Annotated in this window: 11 protein-coding genes, 1 tRNA gene and 1 pseudogene; 7 read left to right on the top strand and 6 right to left on the bottom strand. The window is 70.8% G+C overall.

All coding sequences use genetic code 11. The features are described from left to right. Positions 1 to 6 precede the first annotated feature (6 nt). Both ON36_RS22895 and ON36_RS22900 read left to right on the top strand, forming a co-directional pair. The gene (locus ON36_RS22895; RefSeq protein ID WP_043657357.1) at positions 7 to 1,041 is read left to right on the top strand and encodes a PLP-dependent cysteine synthase family protein; all 1,035 of its coding nucleotides are present in this window, start codon (positions 7 to 9) and stop codon (positions 1,039 to 1,041) included. Next, positions 1,038 to 2,435 (top strand): MATE family efflux transporter, encoded by a 1,398-nt coding sequence (locus tag ON36_RS22900; RefSeq protein WP_043657359.1) that lies wholly within the window; start codon positions 1,038 to 1,040, stop codon positions 2,433 to 2,435. The genes ON36_RS22895 and ON36_RS22900 overlap by 4 nt, the downstream gene beginning before the upstream one ends. 69 nt (positions 2,436 to 2,504) lie before the next feature. Here the strand turns inward: ON36_RS22900 and ON36_RS22905 are convergent, their stop codons facing one another. The 6 genes and pseudogenes from ON36_RS22905 to ON36_RS22930 all read right to left on the bottom strand — a co-directional run bounded on the left by ON36_RS22905 (position 2,505) and on the right by ON36_RS22930 (position 9,951). Continuing rightward, positions 2,505 to 3,080 carry a TerD family protein gene (locus ON36_RS22905; RefSeq protein ID WP_043657362.1) on the bottom strand — a complete coding sequence of 192 codons (576 nt, stop codon included), beginning with the start codon at positions 3,078 to 3,080 and terminating at the stop codon, positions 2,505 to 2,507. Between the two features lie 34 nt (positions 3,081 to 3,114). Then, complete coding sequence (locus ON36_RS22910; protein WP_043657365.1) at positions 3,115 to 3,594, bottom strand: pyridoxamine 5'-phosphate oxidase family protein; 480 nt, start codon at positions 3,592 to 3,594, stop codon at positions 3,115 to 3,117. Positions 3,595 to 3,740: 146 nt separating this feature from the next. Next, positions 3,741 to 4,451, bottom strand: a complete 711-nt coding sequence (locus ON36_RS22915) for a nucleoside triphosphate pyrophosphohydrolase (protein ID WP_043657368.1) — start codon at positions 4,449 to 4,451, stop codon at positions 3,741 to 3,743. Then, entirely contained in the window at positions 4,448 to 8,059 is a 3,612-nt protein-coding gene (gene mfd / locus ON36_RS22920; RefSeq protein ID WP_043657371.1) for a transcription-repair coupling factor, read from the bottom strand. Before mfd ends, ON36_RS22915 begins: the two co-directional genes overlap by 4 nt. Before the next feature lie 410 nt (positions 8,060 to 8,469). After that, positions 8,470 to 9,115 (bottom strand): annotated as a pseudogene (locus ON36_RS22925) (TetR family transcriptional regulator). A 170-nt stretch (positions 9,116 to 9,285) separates the two neighbouring features. Further along, positions 9,286 to 9,951: a TetR/AcrR family transcriptional regulator gene (locus ON36_RS22930; RefSeq protein WP_043657374.1), complete on the bottom strand. Its 666-nt coding sequence runs from the start codon at positions 9,949 to 9,951 to the stop codon at positions 9,286 to 9,288. A gap of 224 nt (positions 9,952 to 10,175) precedes the next feature. On the opposite strand from ON36_RS22930, the gene ON36_RS22935 reads away from it, so the two are divergent. From ON36_RS22935 to ON36_RS22955, 5 genes are all read left to right on the top strand, one after another. After that, positions 10,176 to 10,246: transfer RNA gene (locus tag ON36_RS22935), tRNA-Gln, on the top strand. A 97-nt stretch (positions 10,247 to 10,343) separates the two neighbouring features. Beyond that, positions 10,344 to 11,834: a bifunctional UDP-N-acetylglucosamine diphosphorylase/glucosamine-1-phosphate N-acetyltransferase GlmU gene (gene glmU / locus ON36_RS22940; RefSeq protein ID WP_043657377.1), complete on the top strand. Its 1,491-nt coding sequence runs from the start codon at positions 10,344 to 10,346 to the stop codon at positions 11,832 to 11,834. Continuing rightward, on the top strand, positions 11,831 to 12,811 hold the full coding sequence (locus ON36_RS22945; protein WP_043657380.1) for a ribose-phosphate diphosphokinase: 981 nt from the start codon (positions 11,831 to 11,833) through the stop codon (positions 12,809 to 12,811). Before glmU ends, ON36_RS22945 begins: the two co-directional genes overlap by 4 nt. Positions 12,812 to 13,049: 238 nt before the next feature. Further along, positions 13,050 to 13,754, top strand: a complete 705-nt coding sequence (locus tag ON36_RS32935; RefSeq protein WP_157224984.1) for a hypothetical protein — start codon at positions 13,050 to 13,052, stop codon at positions 13,752 to 13,754. Positions 13,755 to 13,800: 46 nt separating this feature from the next. Beyond that, the gene (locus ON36_RS22955) at positions 13,801 to 14,130 is read left to right on the top strand and encodes a hypothetical protein (RefSeq protein WP_157224985.1); all 330 of its coding nucleotides are present in this window, start codon (positions 13,801 to 13,803) and stop codon (positions 14,128 to 14,130) included. Positions 14,131 to 14,143: the final 13 nt, after the last annotated feature.

The following is a 14,143-nucleotide window of genomic DNA, read 5'->3' on the forward strand; positions in this document are numbered from 1 at the left end:
ACCCCCATGGCTGTCGTCACGCGCGTGACGGATCTGATCGGCCGCACCCCCCTGTTCGAGCTCGCCGCCACCGACACCGGTACCCGGCTGCTGCTCAAGCTCGAACAGTTCAACCCGACCGGCGCCGCCAAGATCCGCATGGCGCGCTCGATGATCGATGACGCCGAGCAGCGGGGTTTGCTGCGCGATGGCGGGCATATCATCGAGTCCACGTCCGGAAACACCGGGCTCGGCCTGGCGGTGGTCGCTGCCGAACGCGGCTACCGGTTCACCGCCGTGGTCGACAACCACGCCTGCAAGGACAAGCTGCGCGCAATGGCCGCCATGGGCACCGACCTGGTGTTCGTCGCCGACGACGGCGACGACGACCTGGCCACCTCGGCTCGCGAGGACCTCGCCGAGGCGATGGCCGCCGCCCGCGCGGACGCCTACTTCACCGAACAGCACAACAACGACGCCAACGCCGTCGGCTACTACGCCGTCGCCGAGGAGTTGCTGGAGGACCTCGGCCACGTCGACGTGCTGTTCTCGGCGGTCGGCACCGGCGGGTCGCTGTTCGGCACCGCCACCCGGCTGCGCCAGCTCGGCTGCGTGCCCCGGGTGATCGGGGTCGAGCCGGTCGGGTCCATCGCCTTCGGCGGCCCCGGCGGGCCGTACTGGCAGTCCGGCACCGGCACCCCGCCCGGCGCCACCATCGGCACCGCGGTGGACTACGCCCTGCTCGACGAGGGGGTGAAGGTGTCCGACTCCGACGCCTTCGCCGCCGCCCGCGCCATCGCGCGCAAGCTCGGGCTGCTGCTCGGCGGGTCGGCGGGCGGGTCGGTCTTCGGCGCCCTGCAGCGGCTCGAGGAGTTCCCGGCCGGGTCGACCGTGGTCACCATCGTCTGCGACGGCGGCGAGAAGTACCTCGACACGGTGTTCGACGACGAGTGGATGGGCGCGCGGGAGCTGCTCGACCCCATCACCGAGGCCGAGGTCGGCGTCCTGCTCGACCGCTACGCGCCCGCCACGCGGACGCCCCGACTGGTGCCGGCGCGGTGACCGGGGACGCCGCCACCTCCGACGGCCGCCGCCTGGCGGCCCTGGCCACCCCGATCGCGCTGACCCAGCTCGCGCAGATCGCGGTCTCCACCACCAACATCGCGCTCATGGGCACCCTCGGCGTCACCGAGGTCGCGGCGGGCGGGCTGGCGCTGGTGCTGTTCAACCAGATCCGCACCATGTGCGTCGGGCTGATCACCGGCAGCGGCAATCAGATCGCCGCCGCGGTCGGCGCGGCGGGCAAGCGCGGCGAACCCGCCGACGACGAGGTCCGCGACATCGTGCGCGGCAGCTTCGTCATCGCCACCGCCGCAGGCCTGCTCGGCGCGGTCCTGCTCGTCGGTCTCGGCTGGCTGCTGCCCTGGCTGGGGCAGGACGCCGCCGTCCTCGACCACGCCCGGCCCCTGATGATCGCGCTCGCGCCGGGCCTGCTGCCCTGCCTGTGGTTCCAGGTCCTGCGCCAGTACACCGTCGGCATGCAGCGACCACAGGCCCTGCTGCTGGTGACCCTCGGTTCGGTCGTGCTGAACCTGGTGCTCGCGCTGACGTTCATGCACGGTTGGCTCGGCATGCCCGCGCTGGGCTTGACCGGCATCGGCGTGGCGACCTCGCTGGTCTTCCTGCTCACCTTCGGCGTGTTCTGGGCGATGGTGCACTACGACGACCGGATCGGCCCGACCCTGCCGACCACGCCGTTCCCGGTGCGCTGGGCCACCCTGCGCGACGAACTGCGCCTCGGTACCCCGATCGCGCTGACCTACGGCTCCGAGGCAGGCATGTTCTCGGTGCTCGCGCTGGTCATGGGCAGTTTCGGGCCCGCCGCCCTTGCCGCGCACAACGTCGTCTACCAGGTCATCTACATCGTGTTCCAGGTCGCGATCGGCCTGTCGCACGGCGCGTCGATCCTGGTCAGCCACGCCGTGGCCCGCGACGAGTCCGGCCACGCCCGCACCGTGGCGTGGCTGGCCCTGCGCTACGCGGGGATCGTCGCCGCGGTCACCGGGGTCTTCTACGTCCTGACCCCGGACGCGGTGCTGCGCCCCTTCCTCGACCCCGCCGACACCGAGACCGTCGCCATCGCGCACACCCTGCTGCTGATCGGCATCGTCCTGCAGTTCTTCGACGCCGCGCAGAACATCGGCACCGGCCTGCTCCGCGGCCTGAAGGAGACCTCCGCGGGTTTCCGCCTCTCCCTCGTCGGCTACTGGGCCGTCGGCCTGCCCGCCGCCCTGCTGCTGGCCTTCCCGCTCCACCTCGGCCCCGCCGGGGTCTGGTGGGGCCTCACCGCGGGCCTGGCCGCGACCGCGCTGCTGATGCTGCGCAAGTACTTCGCCCTGCTCGTCGCCCGGGTCCCGGCGCGGCCCACCCGCGTCCCGGCCGCCCAGAACTCCTGATACGCGAAAGGTCCGCGGCGAGCGTCTCGCCGCGGACCTCGCCGCGTGTGCGCGGGGCGCGCCCGCTCCTCAGACGTTGACGCCGTAGTCGCGGGCGATGCCGGCCAGGCCGGAGGCGTAGCCCTGGCCGATGGCGCGGAACTTCCATTCGCCGCTGTGGCGGTAGAGCTCGCCGAACACCATGGCCGTCTCGGTGGAGGCGTCCTCGGACAGGTCGTAGCGGGCCAGTTCGGCGCCGGTGTTCGCGTCGACGACGCGGATGTAGGCGTTGCGGATCTGGCCGAAGGACTGGCCCCGTGCGTCGGCGTCGTGGATGGACACCGGGAAGAAGATGTTCGTGATCTGCGGCGGCGCGGCGGCCAGGTCGACGTTGATGACCTCGTCGTCGCCGTCGCCCTCGCCGGTGAGGTTGTCGCCCGTGTGCTCGATCGAGCCGTCGGGCGAACGGAGGTTGTTGTAGAACACGAAATGCTGGTCCGACAGGACCTTCAGGTTCTGGCCGGTGGCCAGCGCGCTCGCGTCGAGGTCGTAGTCGGCGCCGGTGGTCGTCCGGACGTCCCAGCCCAGGCCGACCGAGACCTTGGTGAGGTTGGCCGCCTGCTTCGACAGCGACACGTTGCCGCCCTTGGCCAGTGTGACGCTCATGTAATGTCCCTTCCCTCCGGCGCCGGGCGCCGAATCACTTCTCGTTCTCCGCCCAGGATCGTAGGGTTTCGACCCGGTTCTCGAGCGATCGGAGCTCGGTATCGTCCAGCACGGTTCGCTGGATACCCCGATCGACGGCGAACGCGGACTGCCGATGGTCGTCGATCACCTCGACATCGATCCGCACGGCGGTGTAGTCCGGCGAGGTCGGCATACCCTCGGCGAGCACCGTCGCGCGGCCCCTGGCACAGAGGGCGACGTTACCGCCACCGAGGATGAGCAGGGCGACCTCGGGCCGCTCCCGCAGGCGCGCCAGCGAACCGCGATCGGACTTGAGGCTGATCAGGATTCGCCGGTCACCGGCGCGCACCGGCCAGGACACGGGGATGGCGTGCGGGCCCGGATCGGTGGTGACCAGCACGGCGATGGTCTCCTGCGGCCACACCGGCAGGACGGTCAGCTCGGGATGCTCGTTCGACATGTCGGTTTCCACTGGCTGTACTTCGGCTGCCATCGTCAGTTCACCTCATCGATCGTCGGACGCGAGCTCGCGCTCCCCGTCGAGTCTAAAGCGCTGCGTCCCTTGCCCGCTGGCGTCGGAGCGATCGGCCCGGCAACTCTCGGCAAGTTCTCAGGCGCGCCGTGGTTGCCGACGGGTAGCTACGGCCAGTACCGGCGCCAGTCCGCGGCGCTCAGGGGCGCGCGTTCGCCGCGGTCCGCCTCGGCCGCGTCCTCGGCCGCGCGGACGTCCTTCGCGAAGTCGAGAGTGGCCTTGCGCAACCGTTCCTCGGCGCTGTCGGGACCGTCGAGGTGGACCAGCCGCAGCCCCTCGGGCACCAGATCGGCGGGCAGCCCGGCGCGGGCGCTGCGGGCGCGCACCTTCTCCGCCAGCGCGAGGGCGGGCTGGGCCATCGCGATCCCGTCGAGGCAGGACCGGCGCGCCTTCTCCGCCGACTTCCGTTCCTCCCAGGCCTTCTCCTGCGCCGCGATCTTCTCCGCCACGTCGGCTCCGGGATCGAGATCGCCCGCGAGCAGGTGCGGGCTGCGGTGCACCAGCTTGGCCACCAGCGCCGCGGCGACGTCGGCCACCGTGAACTCCCCCGCCGCCTGGGCGATCCGGGAATGGAACAGCACCTGCAACAGCAGGTCGCCGAGCTCCTCCTTGATGGTCTCGGCGTCCGCGTCCTGGATCGCGTCGAGGAGCTCGTAGGTCTCCTCCAGCAGGTACGGGCGCAGCGAGTCGTGGGTCTGGGTGGACTCCCAGCCGCCGAACCGCCACAGCCGGTCCATCACGTCGACGGCGCCGGACAGGTCGGCGGCGATCTCGGCGGCGGCCCGGGCGAGATCGGTGTCGTGCTCCCGGTCGGTCATCGGGCGGCCGCCACCTCCGGCAGCGACAGGTCGACCGCGCCGGGGGCCTTGCCGTCCAGGGCCAGCAGCAGGTCGGCGACGAAGCGCAGCACCGCCAGGTCGCGCACCCGGTCGGCGCCGACGCTGTCCTCGACCCGCGGCAGCGGCAGCTGCACCAGGCCGCTGGCAGCGCGGTAGGTGGCGCTCGGGTAGAGGCGCTTGAGCCGGAGCTGCTTGGAATCGGGCAGATTCAGCGGGGCGATCTTCAGCGTCGTCCCGGTGACCGCGATCTCGGTGACCTCGTAGGAGCGGGCCAGCAGCCGCAGCTTGGCCACCGACACCAGCCTGCCGACCTCGACCGGCAGCGGGCCGTAGCGGTCGACGAGTTCCTCGACCACCGCCGAGAGCGCCGAATCCTCCTGGGCCGCAGCCAGTTTCCGGTAGGCCTCGAGGCGCAGCCGGTCCGAGGCGATGTAGTCGGGCGGGATGTGCGCGTCCACCGGGAGATCGATGCGCACCTCCTTGAGCTCCTCGGTGACGATGGGCTTGCCGTCGGCGGCGGCGCGGTAGGCCTCCACGGCTTCGCCGACCAGACGCACGTACAGATCGAAGCCGACACCCGCGACGTGACCGGACTGCTCGGCGCCGAGCACGTTGCCCGCGCCGCGGATCTCGAGGTCCTTCATGGCCACCGCCATGCCCGCGCCCAGGTCGGAGTTTTGGGCGATGGTGGCCAGCCGGTCGTAGGCGGTCTCGGTGAGCGGCTTCTCCGGCGGGTACAGGAAGTAGGCGTAGCCGCGCTCACGGGACCGGCCGACCCGGCCGCGCAGCTGGTGCAGCTGCGACAGGCCGAGCGAGTCGGCGCGCTCCACGATCAGGGTGTTGGCGTTGGAGATGTCCAGGCCGGTCTCGATGATGGTGGTGCAGACCAGCACGTCGAACTCGCGCTGCCAGAAACCCTGCACGGTGCGCTCGAGCTGGTCCTCGTTCATCTGGCCGTGCGCGACGACCACCCGTGCCTCCGGCACCAGATCGCGGATCCGCTTGGCCGCCTTGTCGATCGAGGACACCCGGTTGTGTACGTAGAACACCTGCCCGTCACGCATGAGCTCGCGGCGGATGGCGGCGGTCACCTGCTTGTCGTTGTAGGCGCCCACGTAGGTGAGCACCGGGTGGCGTTCCTCGGGCGGGGTCAGGATGGTCGACATCTCGCGGATGCCCGCCAGGCTCATCTCCAGCGTGCGCGGGATCGGGGTCGCCGACATGGTGAGCACGTCGACATGGGTGCGGAGCGCCTTGATGTGCTCCTTGTGCTCGACGCCGAAGCGCTGCTCCTCGTCGACGACGACCAGGCCCAGATCCTTCCAGCGCACGCCGGTCTGCAGCAGGCGGTGCGTGCCGACGACGATGTCGACCTCGCCGTCGGCCATGCCCGCCATGATCTCCTTCGACTCGGCGGGATCGGTGAAGCGCGACAGGCCCTTCACGGTCACGGGGAAGCCGGCCATCCGCTCGGTGAAGGTCTGCAGGTGCTGCTGGGCCAGCAGGGTGGTCGGCACCAGCACGACGACCTGCTTGCCGTCCTGGACCGCCTTGAACGCCGCGCGCACCGCGATCTCGGTCTTGCCGTAGCCGACATCGCCGCAGACGACGCGGTCCATCGGGACGGGCTTCTCCATGTCGGCCTTGACCTCGGTGATCGCGGTCATCTGGTCGACGGTCTCGGTGAACGCGAAGGCGTCCTCCATCTCCTGCTGCCACGGCGTGTCCGGGCCGAAGGCGTGCCCCGGCGCGGCCTGGCGGGCGGCGTAGAGCTGCACGAGCTCGCCGGCGATCTCGCGAACGGCCTTGCGCGCCTTGCGTTTCGTGTTCGCCCAGTCCGAACCGCCGAGCTTGGACAGGCTCGGCATCTCGCCGCCGACGTAGCGGGACAGCTGGTCGAGGGACTCCATCGGCACGAACAGGCGGTCGCCCGGCTGGCCCCGCTTGCCGGGCGCGTACTCGATGACCAGGTACTCGCGGCGGGCGCCGCCGATGGTGCGCTCGATCATCTCCACGAACCGGCCGATGCCGTGCTGGTCGTGCACCACCATGTCGCCGGACTCCAGCGCCAGCGGGTCGACCTGGTTGCGGCGCTTGGCGGGCAACCGCTTGCCCTCGCCGGGCGCGGTGACCCGGTTGCCGGTCAGGTCGGACTCGGCGACGACGACCAGGCCGGCGTCGTCGAAGATCAGGCCGTCGTGCAGTGAGCCGCACAGCACGCCGACCACGCCCGGTTCCGGCGCCGCGCCCGGGTCGAGGGCCGCGGCGGGGACCTCGGCCTCGCCGAGGCGCTCCAGGATGCGCTGGGCCGTACCGTGCCCGGTCACCACGACGACCGCGCGGCCGCCGGTGGTGACGTGCGCCCGCAGCGAGGCGAAGATCGTGGCGACCAGTTCCTCGGAGCCGCGCGCGGTCGGCCCCGGCTGCACCGGCAGGGTGACCTCGCTCGGGTCGCCGGAGCTCAGCGGGCTCAGCGTCCACCAGGGCAGGCCGCGCTCGTCGGCGCTCTCGCGGATCTCCGACAGGCCGCGATAGCCGGAGGCGGCCAGGTCGAGGCCGTGCGCGCCCAGCGGCGCGTCACCGCCGAACGAGGCCGCGGTCCAGGACGCCTCGAGGAATTCCTCGCCGGTGCGGACCAGGTCGGCGGCGCGGGTGCGGATCTTCTCCGGATCGCACAGCAGCAGATGCGCGCCCTCGGGCACGGCCTCGGTGAGCAGGCTGAGATGGCCCGGCGCGAGCACCGGCAGCAGCGCCTCCATGCCGTCGACCGGGATGCCCTCGGCGATCTTGTCCAGCATCTCGACCAGGGCGGCGTCCGCGGCGAACTCGACCGCCACCGCGGCCGCGCGTTCGCGCACCGGCGCCGTGAGCAGCAGTTCCCGGCAGGGCGGGGCGACCACCGATTCCACCGAGACCTCGGTCAGCGAGCGCTGATCGGCCACCGCGAACGGACGCAGCTCGGTGACCTCGTCGCCCCAGAACTCCACGCGCACCGGGTGATCCGCGGTCGGCGGGAAGAGGTCGAGGATGCCGCCGCGCACGGCGAACTCGCCGCGCTTGCCGACCATGTCGACGCGGGTGTACGCGAATTCGACCAGCCGCGCGAGCAGGGCGTCGAAGTCCTGCTCGGCGCCGACGCGCAGCACGATGGGTTCGATGTCGCCCAGGCCCGCGGTCATCGGCTGCATGAGCGAGCGCACCGTGGTCACCACCACGCGCAACGGCGCCGGGTAGACCGGGTCCTCGGGATGGGCGAGCCGCCGCAGCACCTCCAGCCTGCGGCCGACCGTGTCCGCGCCCGGCGAGAGCCGCTCGTGCGGCAGCGTCTCCCAGGACGGGAACAGCGCGACCGAGTCGCCGAGGATCTCGGCCAGCTCCACGGTGAGGTCGTCGGCTTCGCGCCCGGTGGCGGTGACCACGACCAGCGGCCGCTGCCGCGCGATCGCCGCGGACACGAACGGACGCACCGCCGACGGCGCGACCAGCTCGACGCCGGACTTCCCGACCAGCTCGGCAACGGTCCGCAGCGCCGCGTCACCCCCCGCCGCTTCGGCCAGCCCGGCAAGCGGTGGACGCAGGGAAGACATGGACGCAACTCCTACTGCACGACGGCGACGAACCAGGGCGCTCCGAGTCTAGTCACCACACCCGACATCGATCCGGGCCTCCCCACCGCCCCGGCCGACGCCACCACCCGGACTCCGGGCCGCGACCGGCAGGCCACCCCCGACGAGCCCCGAAGCACCGTGACCGAGCACACCGACGGCGAGCCCCGAAGGACCACGACCCGACCACGCCGCCGCACCGCCGCGCCGACGCGCCACGCGCCGAACCACGCAACCACCACGGGCCGACCCCGAGGAGGCCCCGCCGCGCAGCGGCGGTCGCGGCCGCCCCGTCGAACAGCGACGCGAGACAAAGCGCCGCAGGCGCGAGTATCGCGTCGCTGTTCGACGGGGCACGAGGGGCCGCGACTCGAGCGCGCCAGCGCTCCAAGTTACGTGACGTAGCGGCGGAGGCGCCTGGCGGCGAACTCGCGGAAGTAGGACAGTTTCTCCGCGGGCACGATCGCGGGCAGCAGGAAGTACCAGGCGCGTTCCATGCGTGCCGCCATCTGTTCCATCGCCTCGGTGCCGACCGCGACGATGTGCACGCCCGCGGTGACCTCCTGCAGGAGCAGCCCGACCACCTCGGCGTCGAGTTCGGCGTGCAGGTCGCCCTGGGCTATCGCCCGTTCGGCCAGCACGCGGTAGGTCTCGCCCCAGGTCTTGGCGATGTTGTCGCCCGCCGCGCCGCGATAGTCGCCGATCTGGTGGGTGAGCTTGAGCATCGCCCCGACCATCGGGTCGTTCATCGACAGGTCGGCGACCACGTAGGTGATGCCGATGCACGCCTCGAGCGCGGGCACGCGGGAGTCGAAGAAGCCCTGACACGAGCCGACCAGTCGCTCGTTGCCCTGATCGACAACGGCGCGCGAGCTCTTCCTTGGACCCGAAGTGAAAGTACAAGGCGCCCTTGGTCACATTGGACTGCGCGATGATCTCGCTCAGGCTCGCGTTCGCGTAGCCGAGCCGTAGAAAGACATCGGCAGCGCCCGCGAGGACGGAGTCGCGGGTGATCTCCGCGCGTGCTTGCCTAGCCATCAGATCCGCCTGTCATCCAAAAATCCCAGCCATCCTGAAGTAGACCGACATCTGTGAAGTAGATCGACATCCCGCCCGGCAGCACCCATGAGGATGGGTGAACCGTACCACCAGCCGGGCGTATACCAGCCGAATCGGGAATCCGCCGGTTTACACCCGCAAACACCCAGTTATCCGGCGGCGCCGGACCCGGCCTTCCTGTTCCATTCGGAGCTGAGCCGGGGTTCGGCTTCCAGATGGCTCAGTCCGTTCCAGCAGAGATTGACCAGATGCTCGGCGACCACCTCTTTCGGCGGCGTCCGTTCGTCCAGCCACCATGTCGCCGTGGTCGAGACCATGCCGACCAGCGCCTGGGCGTAGAGCGGGGCCAGGCTGGTGTCGAAGCCCCGGCGGCCGAAATCGCCGGCCAGGATGTGGGCGACCTGGTTGACCGCCTCGTTCAGCAGGCTCGAGTAGCGGCCGTCGCCGGAGGAGGCGGGCTGATCGCGCACCAGGATCCGGAAGCCGTCGGTGCGCTCCTCGATGTAGGTCAGCAGCGCGAGGGCGACCTGCTCGAGACGGACTCGTGACCGGTTCTGGGTGAGCGAGGAGGTGATCATCTCCAGCAGCATCGACATCTCCCTGTCGACCACCACCGCGTAGAGGCCCTCCTTGCCGCCGAAATGCTCGTAGACCACCGGCTTGGACACCTGGGCACGCTGCGCGATCTCCTCGATCGAGGTCGCGTCGTAGCCCCGCTCGGCGAACAGCGTGCGGCCGATCTCGACCAGTTGCTCGCGTCGCTGCGTGCCGGTCATCCGCGGCCGGGACACCCGCCCCGGTTCGTTCGACGACATCGATCTGCCTTTCCGCTACTCCTGCTCGGCGAAAGTCAACCAACTGTTCCAGATCCCGGCCGACGCCTCGCCGACCCCCTCCTGTCCACGCCACGGCACACCCCCGATGCGCGACTCTCCGGCGCCGCCCCCGGGCAGGAATCGCGGAACCACGGGCCGATGTGCGAGGATCTGACCGTGCCGTGACACAGCGGCGGTTCCCCTGAGACCCGCCGGTGTGGCGATCCGCCGTAGTGTAATGGCAGCACCTCTGATTTTGGCTCAGATAGTTCAGGTTCGAGTCCTGGCGGCGGAGCACACGGACACAGTGACGTATCGTCGGCCCGCACCCCGAGTGCGCCGAACCGCAGTTACACAGCACACTCGCTGACAAAAGCAGCCGAGGGAGATCCATGCCATCGCAGACCGCCGTCGTCGTTCTCGCCGCCGGAGCCGGGACACGAATGCGGTCGAAGACCCCGAAAGTGCTGCACCCCTTGGCCGGTCGCAGCATGCTCGCGCACGCGCTGCACGCCGCCGCCGAGATCGACCCGGCCTACCTGATCACCGTCATCGGCCACGACCGCGACAAGGTCGGCGCCGCCGCCGCCGAGGTCGGGGAAGAGCTGGGCCGCAAGATCATTCCCGCGGTGCAGGAGCAGCAGCTCGGCACCGGGCACGCCGTGCAGTGCGCGCTGACCGCGGTCCCCGAGGACTTCGACGGCGACCTGCTCGTCACCTCCGCCGACGTGCCGCTGCTGGACGGGCACACCCTGTCCGCGCTGCTCGACGAGCACCGCAGCTACGCCGAGCGCCCGGCGGTCACCGTGCTGACCTTCGTCCCGCCGGACGCCAACGGCTACGGCCGCATCGTGCGCGACGCCGACGGCCAGGTCGCCGAGATCGTCGAGCACGCCGACGCCACCCCGGAGCAGACCAGCATCAAGGAGGTCAACTCCGGCGTCTACGCCTTCGACGCCGGCGTGCTGCGCGCCATGATCGGCAAGCTGTCGACCGCCAACGCCCAGCACGAGCTCTACCTCACCGACGTGCTGCGGCTGGCCCGCGAGGCCGGGCACCCGGTGCACGGCGCGCGCCTGGTCGACGCCAACAAGGTCACCGGCGTCAACGACCGGGTCCAGCTGTCGCAGGCCGGGCGCACCCTCAACCGCTACATCGTCGAGCGCCACATGCGCGCGGGCGTCACGATCATCGACCCCGAGACCACCTGGATCGACGCGGGCGTGCGGATCGGGCGCGACGTCGTGCTGCGCCCGAACACCCAGCTCTTCGGCACCACGGTCGTCGGCGAGGACGCCCAGGTCGGCCCGGACACCACCCTCACCGACGTCATCGTCGGGCAGGGCGCCAGCGTGATCCGCACCCACGGCGAGCGGGCCGAGATCGGCGACGACGCCACCGTCGGCCCCTACAGCTACCTGCGCCCGGGCACCAAGCTCGGCGAGGCGGGCAAGCTCGGCGCCTTCGTCGAGACCAAGAACGCCACCATCGGCGACCACTCGAAGGTGCCGCACCTGACCTACGTCGGCGACGCGACCATCGGCGAGTACAGCAACATCGGCGCTTCCAGCGTGTTCGTGAACTACGACGGCGTGAACAAGCACCACACCGTGGTCGGTTCCCATGTGCGCACCGGCAGCGACACCATGTTCATCGCTCCGGTCACCGTGGGTGACGGCGCGTATACGGGTGCGGGTACTGTGCTGCGTAGAAGCGTTCCGCCGGGGGCACTCGCGGTGTCAGGTGGACCACAGCGCATCATTGAGAACTGGGTGCAGCGTTACCGTCCAGGAACCGCTGCGGCGCGCGCGGCGGCGGAAGCCATCGCGGCACACGAGATGTCGAGTCAGACAATCGAGCAAAAGGATGGCAAACAGCAGTGACCGCGTTCTCGATCGACAACCAGAAGAACTTGATGCTCTTCGCCGGCCGGTCGCACCCCGAGCTGGCCGAGCAGGTCGCCAAGGAACTGGACGTCGATATCACCCCGCAGACCGCGCGTGACTTCGCCAACGGCGAGATCTTCGTCCGGTTCGAGGAGTCGGTGCGTGGCTCCGACGCGTTCGTCCTGCAGAGCTTCCCCGCGCCGCTGAACCAGTGGCTGATGGAACAGCTCATCATGATCGACGCCCTCAAGCGTGGTTCGGCGAAGCGGATCACCGCCATCCTGCCGTTCTACCCGTACGCCCGCCAGGACAAGAAGCACCGCGGCCGCGAGCCCATCTCGGCCCGCCTCGTCGCCGACCTGCTCAAGACCGCGGGCGCCGACCGGATCATCACCGTCGACCTGCACACCGACCAGATCCAGGGCTTCTTCGACGGCCCCGTCGACCACATGCACGCCCTGGTGCAGCTCTCGGAGTACATCCGCACCAACTACCCCTCCGACAACCTGGCCGTCGTCTCCCCCGACGCGGGCCGCGTGAAGGTCGCCGAGAAGTGGGCCGACGCGCTGGGCGGCACCCCGCTGGCGTTCATCCACAAGACCCGCGACCCGCTGGTCCCCAACCAGGTGAAGTCCAACCGCGTCGTCGGTGACGTCGAGGGCCGCACCTGCGTGCTGATCGACGACATGATCGACACCGGCGGCACCATCGCCGGCGCGGTCAAGGTCCTCAAGGAGGCCGGCGCGGGCGACGTCATCATCGCCGCCACCCACGGCGTGCTGAGCGACCCGGCCGCCGAGCGTCTGGCCAACTGCGGCGCCCGCGAGGTCGTCATCACCAACACCCTGCCGATCGACGAGGAGAAGAAGTTCCCCACGCTGACCGTGCTGTCCATCGCGCCCCTGCTGGCGCGCACGATCCGCGAGGTCTTCGAGAACGGTTCCGTCACGGGCCTCTTCAACGGCAACGCCTGAGTTGTTTTTTGGAGCGCTGGCGCGCTCGAGTCGCGGCCCTTTGTGCCCCGACGAAAAGAATCCCGATCCTCGCGGCTGCGCCGCATGGGGTCGGGGTTCTTTTCGTCGGGGCGGCCGCGACCGCCGCTGCCCGGCGGGGCCTCCGAGGTCGGCCCGTGGGGGCTGGGTCGTCGTGGCGGGGTGAGTTGTCGTGGCGGGTGGTAGTAAGGACACATCGGACGACTACCCGGGGGGAACGATGAGCGAAGCGCAGGAGCCGATCGATCTCGGCAAGGGGCGTCCGCGCGACGCGGAACCCGCCCCCGCTCCCCGGCCGCAGGACGCGCCGCCGGGCGGCACGGCGCCGGGAGCAGGGCCGTCCGCCGCGCCGCCGTCGGGCCCGGCACCGGTCCCCCGGGCGGAGGAGCCGTGGGCGGGGTTGGAGAGTGCGGCGATCCCGCCCGCGCCCGGACCGCCGCCCGTGCCGGAGATGCCGCCCTATCCCGGACCGCCGCCCGCCCCGGCGGGCTACCGCTACCCCATGCCGGGCCATCCCCAGGCCCCCTACCCGCAGCCGGGGTATCCCCAGGCCGGGTACCCGCGGTATCCGGCGGGCCCGCAATATCCCTACCCCACGCCGTACCAGGTGCCGGGGACCCCGGTCCCCATGCCGCCCGGCTACCAGCCCTACCCGCGCCAGTTCTACGGCTACCGCGAGAACACGCCCGTCCTGACCATCATGAGCTGGGTGTGCCTCGGCGTGTCGCTGTTCGGCGGCCTGATGATGTGCGGGCTGCCGACGCTGGTCGCCGCGCCCGCGGGGCTGGTCACGGGCATCATCGGGCATCGCAAGGGCGAGTCGACCGCGATCGGGGCGGCCATCGCCAACGGCATCGTCGTCGTGCTCATGCTCATCGGGATCGTGCTGCTCGTCGCGGGCATCGGGTTCGGCGGCTGGACGTAGCGCCGCGGTTCCCCGCCCCGGGCGCGCGGGGGCGGATACTGGAACCATGAGTCGTGAACCACTGGACATGGACATGGGCGACGACGACCAGGCCGACGACATCGTCGCCTACGAGCGCACCGTCGAGGACCCGCCCGCCGACTACGTGATCCGCAATCACGAGGCCGACGACGACGGCTACCTCGGCATCGGCGAGGAACTCGAGCAGGAGTGGTCGCGGCGCGGCGAGGCCCGGGAGGCCGTCGCCGAGGACGAGCGCCCCGCCGAGGTGGCCGCGGTGGACATCGTGGGCGACGACACCCTCTTCGCCAGGGACCGCGCCTCCAGCGAGGACCTCATCTCCGGTGAATACCTGGCCGACGAGGAAGATCTGTAGGACGCTCGACGGC

This window comes from Nocardia thailandica NBRC 100428, from assembly GCF_000308795.1.
Lineage (GTDB): Bacteria > Actinomycetota > Actinomycetes > Mycobacteriales > Mycobacteriaceae > Nocardia > Nocardia thailandica.

Bases quoted from the DNA above. Each gene is read 5' to 3' on its own strand.
- glmU (WP_043657377.1), top strand. From the start codon at position 10,344: ATGCCATCGCAGACCGCCGTCGTCGTTCTCGCCGCCGGAGCCGGGACA.
- ON36_RS22895 (WP_043657357.1), top strand. From the start codon at position 7: ATGGCTGTCGTCACGCGCGTGACGGATCTGATCGGCCGCACCCCCCTG.
- ON36_RS22910 (WP_043657365.1), bottom strand. From the start codon at position 3,594: ATGGCAGCCGAAGTACAGCCAGTGGAAACCGACATGTCGAACGAGCAT.
- ON36_RS32935 (WP_157224984.1), top strand. From the start codon at position 13,050: ATGAGCGAAGCGCAGGAGCCGATCGATCTCGGCAAGGGGCGTCCGCGC.
- mfd (WP_043657371.1), bottom strand. From the start codon at position 8,059: ATGTCTTCCCTGCGTCCACCGCTTGCCGGGCTGGCCGAAGCGGCGGGG.
- ON36_RS22915 (WP_043657368.1), bottom strand. From the start codon at position 4,451: ATGACCGACCGGGAGCACGACACCGATCTCGCCCGGGCCGCCGCCGAG.
- ON36_RS22930 (WP_043657374.1), bottom strand. From the start codon at position 9,951: ATGTCGTCGAACGAACCGGGGCGGGTGTCCCGGCCGCGGATGACCGGC.
- ON36_RS22955 (WP_157224985.1), top strand. From the start codon at position 13,801: ATGAGTCGTGAACCACTGGACATGGACATGGGCGACGACGACCAGGCC.
- ON36_RS22905 (WP_043657362.1), bottom strand. From the start codon at position 3,080: ATGAGCGTCACACTGGCCAAGGGCGGCAACGTGTCGCTGTCGAAGCAG.